The 16,166-nt window shown below is 41.0% G+C and carries 11 protein-coding genes and 3 pseudogenes; 10 read left to right on the top strand and 4 right to left on the bottom strand.

Going from position 1 to position 16,166, the window contains the following annotated elements; translation table 11 throughout:
- Positions 1-45: 45 nt before the first annotated feature.
- Together N4T56_RS10380 and ppsR are read right to left on the bottom strand one after the other, a co-directional pair.
- Complete coding sequence (locus N4T56_RS10380) at positions 46-1,110, bottom strand: 3-deoxy-7-phosphoheptulonate synthase (protein WP_261733171.1); 1,065 nt, start codon at positions 1,108-1,110, stop codon at positions 46-48.
- A 204-nt stretch (positions 1,111-1,314) separates the two neighbouring features.
- Entirely contained in the window at positions 1,315-2,127 is an 813-nt protein-coding gene (gene ppsR / locus N4T56_RS10375; protein ID WP_261733170.1) for a posphoenolpyruvate synthetase regulatory kinase/phosphorylase PpsR, read from the bottom strand.
- Positions 2,128-2,253: 126 nt separating this feature from the next.
- Here ppsR and ppsA point away from each other — a divergent pair.
- The 10 genes and pseudogenes from ppsA (at position 2,254) to N4T56_RS10325 (ending at position 14,063) form a co-directional block, all read left to right on the top strand.
- Positions 2,254-4,624: pseudogene (gene ppsA / locus N4T56_RS10370) on the top strand (phosphoenolpyruvate synthase).
- 117 nt (positions 4,625-4,741) lie between these two features.
- Positions 4,742-7,793 (top strand): annotated as a pseudogene (ydiJ, locus tag N4T56_RS10365) (D-2-hydroxyglutarate dehydrogenase YdiJ).
- Positions 7,794-7,803: 10 nt separating this feature from the next.
- Positions 7,804-8,241: a DUF1285 domain-containing protein gene (locus N4T56_RS10360; RefSeq protein WP_261733169.1), complete on the top strand. Its 438-nt coding sequence runs from the start codon at positions 7,804-7,806 to the stop codon at positions 8,239-8,241.
- 283 nt (positions 8,242-8,524) lie between these two features.
- Entirely contained in the window at positions 8,525-8,944 is a 420-nt protein-coding gene (locus N4T56_RS10355) for a MarR family winged helix-turn-helix transcriptional regulator (protein WP_188916505.1), read from the top strand.
- Positions 8,945-9,457: 513 nt separating this feature from the next.
- A complete protein-coding gene (locus N4T56_RS10350; RefSeq protein ID WP_261733168.1) occupies positions 9,458-10,798 on the top strand; it encodes an aminopeptidase P family protein in 1,341 nt (446 codons plus the stop codon).
- An 84-nt stretch (positions 10,799-10,882) separates the two neighbouring features.
- Positions 10,883-11,467, top strand: coding sequence for a hypothetical protein (locus tag N4T56_RS10345; protein WP_261733167.1), 585 nt, complete (start codon positions 10,883-10,885; stop codon positions 11,465-11,467).
- A gap of 177 nt (positions 11,468-11,644) precedes the next feature.
- Positions 11,645-12,241, top strand: coding sequence for a YqiA/YcfP family alpha/beta fold hydrolase (locus N4T56_RS10340; RefSeq protein ID WP_261733166.1), 597 nt, complete (start codon positions 11,645-11,647; stop codon positions 12,239-12,241).
- 146 nt (positions 12,242-12,387) lie between these two features.
- Positions 12,388-13,044 carry a Bax inhibitor-1 family protein gene (locus N4T56_RS10335; protein WP_261733165.1) on the top strand — a complete coding sequence of 219 codons (657 nt, stop codon included), beginning with the start codon at positions 12,388-12,390 and terminating at the stop codon, positions 13,042-13,044.
- Between the two features lie 200 nt (positions 13,045-13,244).
- Positions 13,245-13,421 (top strand): NUDIX hydrolase, encoded by a 177-nt coding sequence (locus N4T56_RS10330; RefSeq protein WP_261733164.1) that lies wholly within the window; start codon positions 13,245-13,247, stop codon positions 13,419-13,421.
- Between the two features lie 426 nt (positions 13,422-13,847).
- Positions 13,848-14,063 (top strand): annotated as a pseudogene (locus N4T56_RS10325) (hypothetical protein).
- Positions 14,064-14,151: 88 nt separating this feature from the next.
- Here N4T56_RS10325 and N4T56_RS10320 read toward each other — a convergent pair.
- Both N4T56_RS10320 and N4T56_RS10315 read right to left on the bottom strand, forming a co-directional pair.
- Positions 14,152-15,861 carry a Na(+)/H(+) antiporter subunit D gene (locus N4T56_RS10320; RefSeq protein ID WP_261733163.1) on the bottom strand — a complete coding sequence of 570 codons (1,710 nt, stop codon included), beginning with the start codon at positions 15,859-15,861 and terminating at the stop codon, positions 14,152-14,154.
- Entirely contained in the window at positions 15,851-16,165 is a 315-nt protein-coding gene (locus N4T56_RS10315) for a hypothetical protein (protein WP_261733162.1), read from the bottom strand. The genes N4T56_RS10320 and N4T56_RS10315 overlap by 11 nt, the downstream gene beginning before the upstream one ends.
- Between the last annotated feature and the right edge of the window lies 1 nt (position 16,166).

Genomic DNA, 16,166 nt, shown 5'->3' with positions numbered 1-16,166 from the left:
TGAAGACTGGCATTATTTTTCGCACTCAATTAACGCGAACGGGCGTTACTTGGCAAGTAGGTTTTTGCGGTCACGGGAGGCTTTGGCTAAATCACGTAATAACGTTTCAGAATCAGCCCAATGCAAACAAGCATCAGTAATACTTTGGCCATAGGTTAAAGGCTCACCTTTAACCACTTTCTGGTTACCTTCAATCATAAAGCTTTCTGCCATGATACCGGCTATGGCAGTACTGCCATTACGCATTTGTTGCATAATACTATCAGCTACATTTAGTTGGTTTTTATGCTTTTTCTCACTGTTGCCATGGCTAAAGTCAACAACCATACGTTGCGTCACGCCTACTTTTTCTAGTTGTGCACGAGTCACTTCAATGTCTTCAGCTGAATAATTTGGTTTTTTACCGCCACGTAAAATAATGTGACCGTATGGATTACCATGGGTACGGTACACCGCCATTGCACCATCTTTATCTGGAGAGTAAAAGATATGCGGTACTTGCGCTGCACGAACGGCATCTACAGCGATATTGATATTACCGTCAGTACCATTTTTAAAGCCAACAGGGCAAGATAGTGCAGAAGCCATTTCACGGTGAATTTGGCTTTCAGTGATCCGTGCACCAATGGCACCCCAGGTGATAAGGTCGGCAATGTACTGACCATTAACCATGTCTAAAAATTCAGTGGCGATAGGCAGTTTTAGTTCCGTTATTTGTTGCAGTAACTGACGTGCCATGCGCAGGCCTTTATTGGGACTAAAGCTACCATCCAAATCAGGGTCGGATATTAAGCCTTTCCAACCTACAATGGTGCGTGGTTTTTCAAAATACACTCGCATCAATATACACAAGTCATCTTTCAGTTCATGGTGCAGTGCAGATAGCTTTTGTGCGTATTCTAAGGCCGCTTTAGTGTCGTGTATGGAACAAGAGCCAATAATCACGAGTAAACGTTGATCTTCACCCGCAATGATTGCTTCCACTTCGCGACGTTGTGCAACAAGGTAATCCGCTGCGTCTTGAGTTAAAGGGTATTCTGAAGCTAACTGAGAAGGAGAGATAACTTTGCTTAATAAGGTTGTTCTAAGTTCATCTGTTTTAATAGTCATGCGTATTACCGAAAAATCGTGAGATGCATCAGCATCATAATGCCTCGGATTATATACCCAAAGAAGTAAAAGATGCGAGACTTCGCCTAGGATTCTACCCGTTAAAAAACAGATTGCCCTAAGCGTTTAAGACGGATCAACTAGGGTTAAATTCATCATTGATGAATAAATACCCTAATTAAGCAGTGGCTGATTGTTTATTTTTTAGAACATGTGACGAGATAATCCGGTAATATCGAGGATTTTTGTGGCGATTTCCTCTACTGAATGATTAGTGGTATTTACAAAAGGGATACGTTCTTTTTTAAACAACATTTCCACTTCTTTAACTTCAAGACGACATTGTCTTAACGACGAGTAACGGCTGTTTTCCATGCGGCTTTGTCTAATTTCATGCAGTCGATGTGGATCAATTGTAAGGCCAAATAATTTCGATTTATTACGCTTAAGTGATTCCGGTAATTTAAGATTATCCATGTCATCTTCAGTAAAGGGGTAGTTTGCAGCCTTAATACCAAATTGCATTGATAAGTATAAACTCGACGGCGTTTTACCACAGCGTGACACCCCTAATAAAATAATGTCGGCTTTATCCATGTGTTTCATGGTTTGGCCATCATCATTTTCCATCGCATAATTAATGGCGTCGATACGAGTATCATAACTGTGATTACTTTTACCATGAGTACGATGCAAAATAGGCTTTGCTTGTACCCCTAAGTGTTGTTCGAGTGGCGCAACAAAGGTATTCAAAAAATCGTAATCGACACATTCACTCGAAAAAATCACATTACGGATCTCGGGATTAATGATCGAATGGAACACAAGTGGCCTTTCACCTGTTGTAATAAAACAATCATTTATTTGTTGTTTAACTTTTTGTGCACGTTGGACAGTTTCAACAAACGGAATTGTAAGTGCTTCAAATTCAATGGGAAACTGTGAAAGCACCGCATGACCAAAAACCTCTGCTGTGATCGCGATCCCATCTGAGATATAAAATACTTTCGGCGTCATTATGACCTCTTGTAGTAATAAAATTACAAATAAAATTATAGATTTACGCGTGTTGTATGGGAGTGTAAGATGCTATTGCCCTCGTGTGAAGTGGCCACTGAAATAAAAACTTGCGGAGATAAAACTGTGCAGCAATACGTACTCTGGTATCAAGAATTAGGCATGGGTGATGTAAACAAGGTTGGCGGTAAAAACGCATCCCTTGGAGAGATGATCAGCAATCTAGCTAATGCAGGAGTTCAAGTTCCTGGTGGTTTTGCTACGACCTCTCATGCGTTCAATGAATTCCTTGAACAAAGTGGAGTTAACCAGAAGATTTTTGACATTCTGGCTACATTGGACGTTGATGATGTCAATGAACTGGCGAAAGTCGGTGCACAGATCAGACAATGGGTCATTGAGACTCCATTCCAGCCTGCATTAGAAAATGCTATTCGTGAAGCTTATGAGCAATTATCAAGTGAAACGCAAGACGCTTCATTTGCCGTGCGTTCTTCAGCAACTGCAGAAGATATGCCGGATGCATCATTTGCGGGTCAACAAGAAACATTCTTAAACGTAAAAGGGTTTGATGCCGTCATGCTAGCAATTAAGCATGTATACGCGTCACTCTTTAACGACCGTGCAATTTCTTATCGTGTTCACCAAGGTTATGAACATCAAGGTGTGGCTTTATCTGCTGGCGTGCAACGTATGGTGCGATCAGACAAAGCAGCTTCTGGGGTGATGTTTACCATGGACACTGAATCAGGTAACAACGACGTTGTCTTTATCACTTCATCATTCGGTTTAGGTGAAATGGTTGTACAAGGCGCGGTTAACCCTGACGAATTCTATGTGCACAAACCAATTTTAACGCAAGGACATCAAGCCGTTGTGCGTCGTAACATTGGCAGTAAACTGATTCAAATGGTTTACTCAGACGATGCCTCGCATGGTAAGCAAGTCAAAATTGAAGATGTTGCCGCAGAGCAGCGTCGTGAATTTTCTATCAATGATGCCGAAGTGATGGAACTGGCTAAACAAGCCATGATCATTGAGCAACATTATGGCCGTGCGATGGACATCGAATGGGCAAAAGACGGTAATGACGGTAAGTTGTATATCGTTCAAGCGCGTCCTGAAACGGTTCGTAGCCGTGAAGATGTGCAATTAATTGAGCGTTACCATTTAAAAACCAAAGGCGATGTGATTTCTGAGGGGCGTGCAATTGGTCATAAAATTGGTTCAGGTGTGGCTAAAGTATTAGCTTCAATTGAAGACATGGACCAAATTGAGCCAGGTGATGTATTAGTAACAGACATGACCGACCCAGATTGGGAACCTATCATGAAACGCGCAAGTGCGATTGTTACTAACCGTGGTGGTCGTACTTGTCACGCTGCGATTATCGCACGTGAACTAGGTGTACCAGCTGTTGTGGGTTGCGGTGATGTGACTGACCATATTAAGAGTGGTGACTTAGTGACCGTATCTTGTGCTGAAGGTGACACAGGTTTGATTTATTCTGGTGAGCAACAGTTTGAGGTGGTCACAAACCGCGTTGATACTTTGCCATCACTACCAATGAAAATCATGATGAACGTGGGTAACCCTGATCGTGCATTCGACTTTGCTCGTTTACCAAACGAAGGTGTTGGTCTAGCACGTTTAGAGTTCATCATTAACCGTATGATCGGTATTCACCCTAAAGCGTTACTAGAATTTAACGACCAAACCGCTGAGCTACAATCTGAAATCAATGACATGATTGCCGGTTACGACTCGCCAGTTGAATACTATGTTGCTCGCTTAGTCGAAGGTATTGCTTCTATTGCATCTGCTTTCTACCCGAAAAAAGTGATCGTACGTATGTCAGACTTTAAGTCTAACGAATACGCAAACTTAGTCGGTGGTGAGCGTTATGAGCCAGAAGAAGAAAACCCAATGTTGGGCTTCCGCGGTGCTAGCCGTTATATTTCTGAATCATTCCGTGATTGTTTCGCGCTTGAATGTGAAGCCATTAAACGTGTTCGTAACCAAATGGGCTTAACCAACGTTGAAGTGATGATCCCATTTGTTCGTACCGTTAAAGAAGCATCACAAGTTATCGAATTACTGAAAGAGCAAGGCTTAGAGCGTGGCAAAGATGGTTTACGCGTTATCATGATGTGTGAGCTTCCATCTAACGCCTTATTAGCTGACCAATTCCTTGAGCATTTCGATGGTTTCTCAATCGGCTCAAACGATTTGACTCAGTTAACACTAGGTCTTGACCGTGACTCTGGCATTATCAGCCACTTGTTTGACGAGCGTGATGACGCCGTTAAAATATTGCTGTCTATGGCCATTAAAGCGGCGAAAGCCAAAGGTGCTTATGTCGGCATTTGTGGTCAAGGCTACTTCAGACCATTCAGACTTTGCTGCTTGGTTGGTTGAACAAGGCATCGATACAGTGTCATTAAATCCTGACACTGTCATCGATACTTGGTTATATTTAGCCGAAGCTCATGGATAAATAGTGATAAAAATGCAGTCCAACCTGCATTTTTATCATGTTGTAACAAAAGCCGCTTTTTAGCGGCTTTTTTTTGTTTATAATGGCAACAATATACCCATAATGAATAAGTCCTCTATGTTACCTTTACTATCACATAAACAAACATTAGAACCTATCTATTTAGACTACCTTGACGCACTTGAGCAAAGTGAGTTTGAGGGTGAAATAGACAAGAGATACAGTGCTCGGCTTATTCAAGCAACCGATAATTCGGTATACCAATTTTTACCTCAAGCAGTAATTTATCCATTACATCAACAAGATGTTGAACTGGCACTGGCGCTGGCATCACAGCCTAAGTATAAATCGGTCACCTTTAGCGCGCGAGGCGGCGGTACCGGCACCAATGGTCAATCATTAACCCATGGACTGATATTGGATGTGTCTCGCCACCTTAATCAAGTACTTGAAATTAACGTCAAGCAGGGTTGGGCGAGGGTACAAGCGGGTGTGATTAAAGATGCTTTAAATGATGCATTACGCCCTCATGGACTGTTTTTTAGTCCTGATTTATCCACGTCTAATCGTGCCACAATTGGCGGCATGGTGAATACTGATGCATCGGGAGCGGGTTCACTGGTTTACGGTAAAACCTCAGATCATGTGTTAGGTGTCACTAGCGTACTGGTTGATGGCAGTGTATTAAACACAAAACCTCTCGCTGCAGAGGCTATTGATAATCAGCCTCATGGTGACAACACTTTGGCCAATAATATTGCCAGCCAAATTGCAGCAGTATGTCAGCAAAAGCGCGACACCATTATTGAACGCTTTCCCAAATTAAACCGTTTCTTGACCGGTTATGATTTAAAGCATGTGTGGAATAACGATCTGACTCAGTTTGATTTATCACGCATTTTAACGGGTTCAGAAGGCACATTGGCGGTTATCACCGAAGTTAAATTGAATTTAACGCCATTACCGACCACTCGGATGATGGTCAATATCAAATATGACTCTTTTGAATCTGCGTTACGCCATGCGCCATCGCTGGTTAACGCCCAGGCTACCGTGGTTGAGACTGTTGACTCAAAAGTATTAAACCTTGCTCGCGAAGATATTATTTGGCATTCAGTCGCCGATGAAATTAAATCAGTGCCTAATAAGGTGATTGAAGGCCTTAACATGGTCGAATTTGCGGGTGATGACAGTGATGTTAACACCAAAGTGGCCAGTTTAGAAGCGATGCTAACGGAGCAACTTAGCCAACAACAATATGGTTTAGTGGGCTTTCAAATTACTGGCGATCGCAACAGTATTAATAATATCTATGCCATGCGTAAAAAGGCCGTGGGCTTACTCGGTGCCACCAAAGGAAGCCGAAAACCACTGGCTTTTGCTGAAGATACTGCAGTACCGCCAGAAAACCTTGCTGACTTTATTATGGAGTTTCGCGCATTATTAGATGGCCATAATTTGCAATATGGCATGTTTGGTCATGTTGATGCAGGTGTGTTGCATGTGCGTCCTGCGCTCGATATGTGCGATCAAGCTGATGAAAAACTGCTTAAAGTCATTTCTGATCAAGTTGCAGCATTAACCCTTAAATATGGCGGGTTAATGTGGGGCGAGCACGGTAAAGGTGTTCGCGGCGAATATAGCTCAGACGTATTTGGTGATGAACTTTACGCTGTACTTGAACAAATTAAAGGCTGGTTTGACCCTGATAACCGCTTGAATCCTGGAAAGTTAGTGGCGCCGCCACAGTCGGATTCATTAATGTTTAATGTCGACAGTGCTAAACGTGGCGGTTTCGACAGACAAATTCCTGTGCAAACGCGAGATGCATTTCCAGATGTCATGAACTGTAATGGTAATGGCTTATGTTTTAACTACAGCAGTTACTCACCGATGTGTCCGTCATTCAAGGTGACTGGCGATAGAGTGCAATCACCTAAAGGCCGTGCAGGATTAATGCGTGAATGGTTGCGTTTACTTGAAGCCGAAGGTGTTGATGTCGAACAACTGGCCAAATCTAAACCCTTAGGTTGGATGCAGCGTACCCAAAATACCATTAATAACCAACGTGATTACGATTACTCTCATGAAGTGATGGAATCGCTTAAAGGTTGTCTGGCCTGTAAGGCCTGTACAGGCCAGTGCCCAGTGAAGGTTGACGTACCAAAATTTAGAGCGCAGTTCTTTAATATCTATTACAAACGTTATTTACGTCCAGCAAAAGACTACCTAGTGGCCGGTATTGAAGATTCATTACCGTTAATGGCATCCATCCCTAAACTGACAAATTTAGCCTCGCAAAACTCTCTGAGTCAATGGGTGATTAAAAAAGCCATTGGTTATGTAGATGCACCTAAGCTGTCGGTACCGACTCTCAAACAGCGCTTAGATGGCCATGTGAGTCGGGGTTATGATTTAGACGCCTTATGCGCGATCCCTGAAGCAGACCGCAGTCAGTATGTGCTTGTAGTGCAAGATCCATTTAATAGCTTTTATGATGCAGGTTTGGTTTATCGTTTTATTCAGCTCATTGAAAAGCTGGGTTTAAAGCCGGTATTACTGCCGTTTAAACCTAATGGTAAACCAACACACATAAAAGGCTTTTTAGACAAGTTTGCCAAAACCGCCCAGGACAGTGCCGACTTTTTAAATCGTGTTCACGCGCTTGGTATGCCAATGGTCGGCCTCGATCCTGCGTTGGTATTGTGTTATCGCGATGAATATAAAGAGGCTCTAGGGCAACGTCGTGATGCCATTTGAAGTCAAGCTTGCCAATGAGTGGCTAAGCTCTGTCATAGCCACTCGTGCTGAGGCAGACTCAGTCGCTCACGACGCACCACAATACACTTGGTTTAGTCACTGTACTGAATCGACGGCAAAACCTAATACAGCCAATGAATGGAAAACCATCTTTAGTCACTTTGGTGCTAAGCTTAATAGCGTGAATCTAGGCTGTTGTGGTATGGCGGGTACCTATGGCCATGAGCTTGAGAACCTTGAACGCTCAAAACAACTATTTGATATGTCATGGCAGTCTGGAATTGCCGATATTACCGAACACAGCCAAGTGTTAGTGTCGGGATATTCTTGCCGAAGCCAGGTTAAACGCTTTGCTGGCTTTAAACCTCAGCATCCAATTGAAGCTTTGCTTAAATTACTCAACTCATAAGGCTAATAACATGGCAGATGAAACAACAGCATTGAACGTATTTACTCATCCTGAGGGGGTGGCGTTATGCAGTGATGATGTGTTGTTTCATATCCAAGCAAATGGTGATTGGCTGTATCTTAACAGCCCGTTGCCAGCTAAGTTTGCAGCATTGTTCAGCAGTATTTTACACTGCATCGACAATGAATATTTTTTAATTACCCCAGTTGAAAAAGTCAACGTCAGCGTGGAGCAACACCCACTAATAATGGTTGATTATCAACACAATACTGAGCCGACTCAATTAACCTTTTCTAGTAGTATTGGCACACAACTTCCTCCGGTGAATATTGCAGACATTACCGTGACAGATGATGGTATTTATGTCCCTTTAACTAGGGGATTAACTGGTATGCTTAATCGAGCTTGTTATTACCGATACATTAACGAATACATTTCTTTTGATTAACGAGTGAGCATATCTGTTCTTAAATAGTCCTTGGCTTACTCACGGCGTGCTTTGCTAGCTCATGACACATCATGTATTTTGTGGGCAAACATTGATATAGCTTGATATTAACTATTTAAAATACAAATAGTTAAATTTTTTTAATCTATATATTCACTCAAACTAAGGCTAAAGCGCTTCTCATAACGTATAGACATGGTAATCTTAATTTGTTCGCGCGAGTTTAGTTGCTCACTATAGTGATCCTAACTGACCATGCCAATGACGATGTAGGAGGTATCATTTGAAACGATTTGAAAGTTTAAGTTACCTGATTTCCCATCTTAATATTGCCTTACAGCAAGAACTCGACACGCGCTTAAAGCGTTATGAGTTAGACAGCAAACTGTGGCCTGTGTTATTTGCTCTATGGCAAGAAGAGGGCTTAAGCCAAACTGAGTTATCAAAACGTTGCGATGTCGCCAATTACACCATGACTCGCCTGCTCGATAACCTGCAAGTGCAGGGGTTTATTACCCGTCACCAAGAGGCAGACAATCGTCGCGCTTTTCAAATCTTTTTAACTGACAATGGTAAAGCATTAGAGCAAGATTTAGTCCATGAAGCCGAGTGGGTCAATGAACGCTTTTTAGCTGTTCTCACTGAAGCTGAGCAAGATGAGTTTATGCGTCTGTTGAACAAAGTGAATCAGTTTAGCCTGTAAAGGTTTGAATACAGCGTTGCTTTTATCCCTTTTAAGTTAGTGTATCTGACTTTTTTGTCCCCAAACGTGTTTCAAATATGGCTGCGGCTACAAATGTCGTGGCACATCCCCCGAACCAGAGCAATGATGGCCGTAAGTTGTAAACTTACGCTGGTTACCTGACTCATTACCCCTGCTAAGTGTCTAAAATTGGTGTGTTCTTACTTTATTTTACTGTGACTTATTGCCATCGAGGATTAGCAACTCATTAAGCAAAAACGTAGGGCTATGATAGTCGTTTAAAGTGATTTTTATGCTAACCGAGGACAATCTCAGTTATTTTAGGCGTAGTTTTATGGAAGATGGTATTTTTCTTTACTCCATTCACAACGGTTAACGTTAAATTCTTTATTACAATATTGAATAAACTTGAATACGGGGATGTGAATTTTGTTTATATTAATATCAATCCGTTTAAGCCATGGGTTGTGTGCGATGTGCATTCAACATTATCGCTAATAAAAGGAATTAATTGTGCGTTTTTTTAATTGGATCTGTTTATCATCTCTACTGACCTTAACTGTCTCTGTTACTTCAATTTCAGCCAATGCAGTTGAGGTTTTGCCGATGCGTGACAGGGCTGCATTTATCGACGATATTTTAACGAAACGGGTTGATCAATTATTGCCCAAGCTAATGAATGAACATCAGTTAGATTTGTGGGTCATCATTAGTCGTGAATACAATGAAGACCCTGTCATTAAAACACTATTACCCGCCACCTGGATATCTGCACGCCGTACAACAATATTGGTGTTTGCTCGTAAAAATGACGGAACAATAGGTGCTCATGCCATTGCCCCTTATAACGTTGGTCATGTTTTTGAAAAAGCCTGGGATAAAGAAACACAGCCTAATCAATGGTTAGCGCTTAATGCATTAATTGAACACTATCAACCTAATAGTATAGGTATTAATCAATCTGAACACTGGGCACATGCTGACGGGCTAGTTGCCACAGACAGAGATAATCTGTTAGCACATTTACCTGAAAAATATAAAAGCAAAATTGTTTCGGCAGAGCCGGTTGCCATTGGGTGGTTAGAGCAACGTATTCCAGAGGAGATTGCAATTTATAAAGATATTATAAAGTTGGCGCATTCTATCATTGCCGAGGCCTTTTCAAACAAGGTGATTACACCCAAGCAAACAACCACTGACGATGTAGTGTGGTGGTTGAGAGAACGTGTTGTTGAACTTAAGCTACAAACTTGGTTTCACCCAACCGTTTCAATTCAACGAGGAGGAGATGCTACTCTCGAGCACGAATCGAACTTAAGCCATGGCGATGAACCACAAGTCATTTTACCTGGCGACTTATTGCATGTGGATTTTGGGATAAGCTATTTACGCTTGAATACCGATACTCAACAACATGCTTATGTATTAAAACCGGGTGAGACAGAGGCGCCACTGTATTTACAAAAGGCGTTGTTATCTGGAAATCAACTCCAAGATATATTTACTGGACAATTCGCTCAAGGGTTAACCGGTAACCAAGTATTAGCACGTTCTCGTAAACTGGCCATTTCACAAGGATTAACCCCAACAATATACACACATCCTCTGGGCTACCATGGCCATGGTGCAGGCACTACACTGGGGATGTGGGACTCGCAACAGGGCGTACCTGGCGATGGTGATTATCCATTACATCTAAACACGGCTTATGCTATTGAGTTAAACAACGCCATCTTTATCGACGCATGGAATAAAGACATCAGGATTATGCTGGAAGAAGATGCCATTTTTGATCAATCAGGTGTGTGGTACCTCAATGGTAGGCAAACAGAGTTATTACTCATAAAAAGCTAAAAAGATGATTTTTGCTGCCACCGCAGTTAACTTCACTTATACAAAACTCTACAATTCGGTGTAAATATTCTTTTTTGAGACACTATGAATAACATAAACGTGAATGACATTTTACAGCATGCTGATTCTCTACAATATGAAGACCCAGAACATACCTATCACAGATCATACCGTCATTTTGTAAACTACTTCAGTGATAAAAATGAGTTTACAGAGCAAGATTTGATTATAGGAGCCAATTTCACTTACGGATGGATGCCGACGATAATGAATTTTAAGTCAAATAACTTTGACGAGTCGTTGAAAATACTCAATAAAGCGAGATTACCAGAGCGTATTTCAAGTAATGAAATCCTTATTCTTAAGTCGTTGATCAACAATTCTCTTGTTGGTGTATCAAAGCTCTTACATTTTATCAATCCAAAGGTATACGCCATTTGGGATAGCCGAGTATGCTATTTTCTTCTCGGTAAGTCGCATAAATACATTATCGGAAAAGTAGATGTGTATTGGCAATACTTGGACTTATGTCAACGAGTTTCTGCAGAGTTGGATTTTAAGGCAATCCATTCAAAATTCGAATCTTCGGTAAATTATGAAGTTTCTGCTTTAAGAGTTGTAGAGCAATTGATGTTTGTGAATAGCAATATGACAATAGCAAAACTCTAGCTGATATCATTTCCCCTCTTGCCAAATAATGGATGTGAGCAAATTTAGCTGAGCAATTTGAGCAGGATCTCTTACCTGTTAAACCCTATCATTTATGATATCTTTTGGATTTTAACTTGTGCTTGTGAATAAAGAAGTGCATGTAAGTTTTTTAGCTTTAATCTTAAGAGGAATAAAATGCACCCAAAAATAGTCATTTTATACATTCACGGTTTTGGTAGTCGATTTGATCCTCAATCTGACAAAGTTAAGGCATTAAGCTGTTTAGGCAATGTCAAAGGAATTACTGTAGATTACACAACAATGCCAAGTTTGATTGAAAAACAGTTGATGAGCGCCTGTACTGACTTTCAAGTTGATCTTATCGTCGGTACAAGCCTTGGTGGATATTGGGCAAATAGAATTGGAGTTCAAATTGGGGTACCTTTTGTATCTATAAATCCTGCTATATCACCTAACTCTACATTGCAAAAATATATTGGATGTGGACAAACCTATTATGGTGACAACTATGAATTAACATCAAAAACTGTTGATGCGTATGCTGATTTTTTTGCTCAAGGTTGCGGTTTGATTTTATTAGATATGGCAGATGAGTTGTTAGATTCAATCGCTACAAAAAATCGATTAAAAGACAAGTTTAAGGTTCATTGCTTTGACGGTGGTACTCACCGCTTTTCTCATATGAATGAGGCCATTCCAATAATTGAGGAATTTGTAAGTGATACAGAGCTTATTTATGGTGTAGTGAATGAGACAGATATTAACCATTAACTTTTTCAAATCAAAAAAGGACTTTCATAAATAATGCTTTTATTACAAAGTTTTGTGTGATAATTGTCAATCTAAAGCTAGCTCAATCACTCTTGATGTTGAACATGCTCAAATCAACATAAAATCTCAATTTATAAGGATATAAAATGGAAGTCGATGTATTTAACAGAACCCACACCAATGACAACATTATCAGTGGGTCTACTTACAATTTTATCATTGGCTTAACGCTGTTATGGGGTTTTGCCATCAATTGGCTTATGGTGCTGAACATTTCGGTTGAATCAATTAGCAGCATTAATCCTATTATTTTCTTTATTGGTTATTTTGCTTCGTGTTTCTTTGGTATTTACCTTTTTAGCAAATCAGATAAGCCTATTGTGAGCTTTATTGGCTATAACTTTGTGGTGGTACCGTTTGGGCTGATTATTAATCTTGTGGTGAGCCAATATAATCCTGATATTGTGCAAGAGGCCATTAGGGTTACTGGAATGGTAACGTTTGTGATGATGTTGTTAGGCTCAATGTATCCAGCATTTTTTAAAAAGATAGCGGGTGGATTAACCATTGCGTTGATTTGTGTGATTGTTGTGGAGCTCGTTGAAATATTTATTTTTAATACCCATCACGGCATTTTAGACTGGATTGTTGCGTTGATTTTTTGTGGTTATATTGGCTATGATTGGGCTCGAGCTAATGCCATTCCGAAAACAGTTGATAACGCCGTCGATAGCGCTGCTGCCTTATATATGGACATCATCAATTTGTTTTTACGAGTACTCAGAATTCTAGGTCGAAAATAGTCTTCAAAGAACGATTCTTACCAGCGTTCAAATGAAGCTGACACAGGGAGCTGATAAGCCGTTAGAACAGTCGTCACTCCATGTTGATACCATTGCAGTTAGGTTCTGTTTACGTCCTCTACAATGGTATTTCCTGGCGTTAACTTGTTTCTATAACGTTGTTCAGTTCAACTTCAGTCCCGCTTTTAGGTAACAGTGTTATGGCTTATAACGATTTATTTGGACTCAGTTCCCAAGTCGTAATCACTAATGACGATGGTCAAGTGTTGTTATTAAAAGCCCATTATGGCGACAAGCATTGGAGTTTACCCGGTGGTGGGCTTGACCCTAATGAAACCATTCATCTGGCATTCTACGATAATGCCAGCAAACGTTAGACTGTTTGGTGAAGGTGTATTATTTATCTGCGGGGGATTTTCACCGTGTGTGTCAATCGCAAGCGTTTATTTTTTGTTGTGAGTTACCTGAGTCTGCTCAAATACAAATAATGGGTGGGATCATTTTTATGAACTTTGGAGATGGTGTGTAAATCACTCATTTATTGCCAATTTTATAGCCATATCGATAACAATTGATGAGTTGAGTACATCAAGTATAACATCGCCAAAACCATGAAAACGAGTTATGTTATTTGTTCAAAAAAATGGGGCTATCATTTCCCATTGTGCTAAAACTCCGCTTGAGTTTATCATTATGAAAACACAGAAATGTCAATAATGGCATATTTAACCCTAGGGTCTGTTGATCTTTGCTGTTTGAATTTTGTTCGAGTTAAAAACGTTTTAATCGAGGCGAATGGATTGATGCCTAGTCATCTAAGCAAAATCCATTCAACAAAGAGTAAAACGTTTTTAGCCGAACCTTTCAGGCAGCGTTTGTTGGCCATTTTTACTGCGTTATCGACTTTTTATGTAGAATAACTACACCTCAAAGTCTCTGCCTTGTATAAATGGCCAACAATTCGCTGCAAAAATAACCTTGAAAGATCAACAGACCCTAGCCTCCAGCCCTCACAATAGCCATCTTCAATGCGTGTAAAAGTGACTATCGGATCTGAAAAATTACTATAGCAAATGGAGTCAAGTGAAACATTTGTTCCCATTGATGCTAAAGGTAGTACAACAATACGTAGGCCGATAGCAACCCCGCGATCCATAGTACAGTAGTGCCCACACGCCAAGACCGCGCGAACACGCTGCGCTCTTGGCTATCTGCTGTATGCGGTTGGCCTAGATAACGCACTGCCATACGTTGTAAAAGTTCCTGCAAGCGGTTTCGTTGTTGTGTAACAACTTCACTTAGTGAGCTAAGTGCTCGTTCGATCAACTTAACCAATGAAAAGCCCGCTCGTCGCCAAAGCCAATCTGTGTCGAGGCTAATGGTCATGGTTCGCTTCATTAGTGGTAATAATACGAAGAAAGCCAATCCTGAAAATAGCAGCAACTGCAGATAGAACAACACTTTACCAATAGAGTAAGGTTGGTAATCAACAGGGTAGGGTAATAGGGCATAAAGTATTTCTGGGAATACACCCAGTAAAATGCACATACTCGCAAACATGATCATCGCCAGCCCCATATTCCATGGTGCATCTTTTGGCCTTAACCCTGAGTCTTTTTGGAAAAACACAAACCATGGAAATTTGATGCCAGCATGAAGAAATACACCGGCCGACGCGGCGGTTAATGCCATGTAAACCCACACTAAGTTTCCATCAATAGCAGCTTGGGAGATCATGCTTTTTGTTGTAAAGCCTGAAGTCAGTGGAAAACTTGAAATCGCTAGCGCGCCAATAATACCGCAAACGCAGGTAAGTGGCATGGTGTGAAATAGACCACCCAACTCCATACATTTATTTTTCCCTGTGCGGTATATAACAACACCCGCACTCATAAACAGTAGCGCTTTATATATAATATGTGCAAAAGCATGAGCCGCAGCCCCATTAAGTGCCATTTCAGTGCCAATACCTACGGCAACAACCATAAATCCGACTTGGTTAACTACAGAATAGGAAAGGATACGACGTACATCATTTTCCAATAATGCGAAAATAATACCGTACATAACCATAAATAGACCAATGCCAATCAGCACAGATTCGCCTGGGAATAATAATATCAGTGCCAGTACAGCTGTTTTAGTTGTAAATGCCGACAAAAATACTGAACCAGTGGGTGTGGCTTCTGGATATGCATCGGCTAGCCAAGCTGACACTGGTGGTGCAGCTGCGTTTATTAAAATGCCAATAAGTATCATCCATGTACTGAAATCTGTTGCCAGCATAGGTTGGATTTGGATAGAACCAGTCCCAAGCACGACACCTACTATTCCAACTTTAAGTATTACGCCGCCGAGAAAATGCATGATGGCATAACGTATTCCTGCAGCGCGTGAACTGGGCGTACCACCACACCAAACCACAATAGTAGAGAATATCGCCATGAGTTCCCAGTAAACGAACATGGTAATAAGATCGCCGGCAAAACAGACTCCTATAGCACCTGCAGCGTATGTAAAGGCTGCGGCAAGTTCATACCAACGTGCTATACGAAAAGAAAACAGACCTCCAACAAAGACCATTATGGTAAAAATAGTCGCAAACAATCGCCTTAGCGGGCTACCTTCGACAGGTTCAATGTTGTATGAAAGAAAGTTTACCGTGCTCTGGACACCGTCGGGGATCTGCCATATGGCCAACAGGGTAATCATTGGGGCGATTAAGATAATAGCTGTTCGCGCGTGCCCTTTAACCAAACATATCAGCACGGCAGCAATTAGCAGAATAAATGCTGGAGATAAAAATTCAAACCCCATTGCTATTCTCCTTTACCTTGTCATGACTGGGTGCAGAGGTTTTAATTTGTTCTGGTTCATCATAATAGTCCTGAGGACGTTTCAGAAATAGCCCTAATAATTTCGCAATTAATACCATCACCAGACAACTGACAAATCCGTAAACTGCACCGAAGCCAAACCAACCATCAAAGCCAAAATAACCCTTAACGTATATTACTGTTTGTGCAAGAACCACCAAGGTCAGTACAACACTGAAACCAATCCAGAGCTTACGAATAGTTGACGGTCGAACTAGCCAGTGTAATTGTTTTTCGTCATTCATT

Source organism: Shewanella phaeophyticola (genome assembly GCF_025398315.1).
GTDB classification, from domain to species: domain Bacteria; phylum Pseudomonadota; class Gammaproteobacteria; order Enterobacterales; family Shewanellaceae; genus Shewanella; species Shewanella phaeophyticola.
Note: the sequence above shows the minus strand (reverse complement) of the source record. Positions and strands in the feature narration are given on the sequence as shown.

Coding starts and splice junctions, on each gene's coding strand:
- N4T56_RS10380 (WP_261733171.1), bottom strand. CDS start 1,110: ATGACTATTAAAACAGATGAACTTAGAACAACCTTATTAAGCAAAGTT.
- ppsR (WP_261733170.1), bottom strand. CDS start 2,127: ATGACGCCGAAAGTATTTTATATCTCAGATGGGATCGCGATCACAGCA.
- N4T56_RS10360 (WP_261733169.1), top strand. CDS start 7,804: ATGGCAGATGAAACAACAGCATTGAACGTATTTACTCATCCTGAGGGG.
- N4T56_RS10345 (WP_261733167.1), top strand. CDS start 10,883: ATGAATAACATAAACGTGAATGACATTTTACAGCATGCTGATTCTCTA.
- N4T56_RS10340 (WP_261733166.1), top strand. CDS start 11,645: ATGCACCCAAAAATAGTCATTTTATACATTCACGGTTTTGGTAGTCGA.
- N4T56_RS10335 (WP_261733165.1), top strand. CDS start 12,388: ATGGAAGTCGATGTATTTAACAGAACCCACACCAATGACAACATTATC.
- N4T56_RS10330 (WP_261733164.1), top strand. CDS start 13,245: ATGGCTTATAACGATTTATTTGGACTCAGTTCCCAAGTCGTAATCACT.
- N4T56_RS10320 (WP_261733163.1), bottom strand. CDS start 15,861: ATGGGGTTTGAATTTTTATCTCCAGCATTTATTCTGCTAATTGCTGCC.
- N4T56_RS10315 (WP_261733162.1), bottom strand. CDS start 16,165: ATGAATGACGAAAAACAATTACACTGGCTAGTTCGACCGTCAACTATT.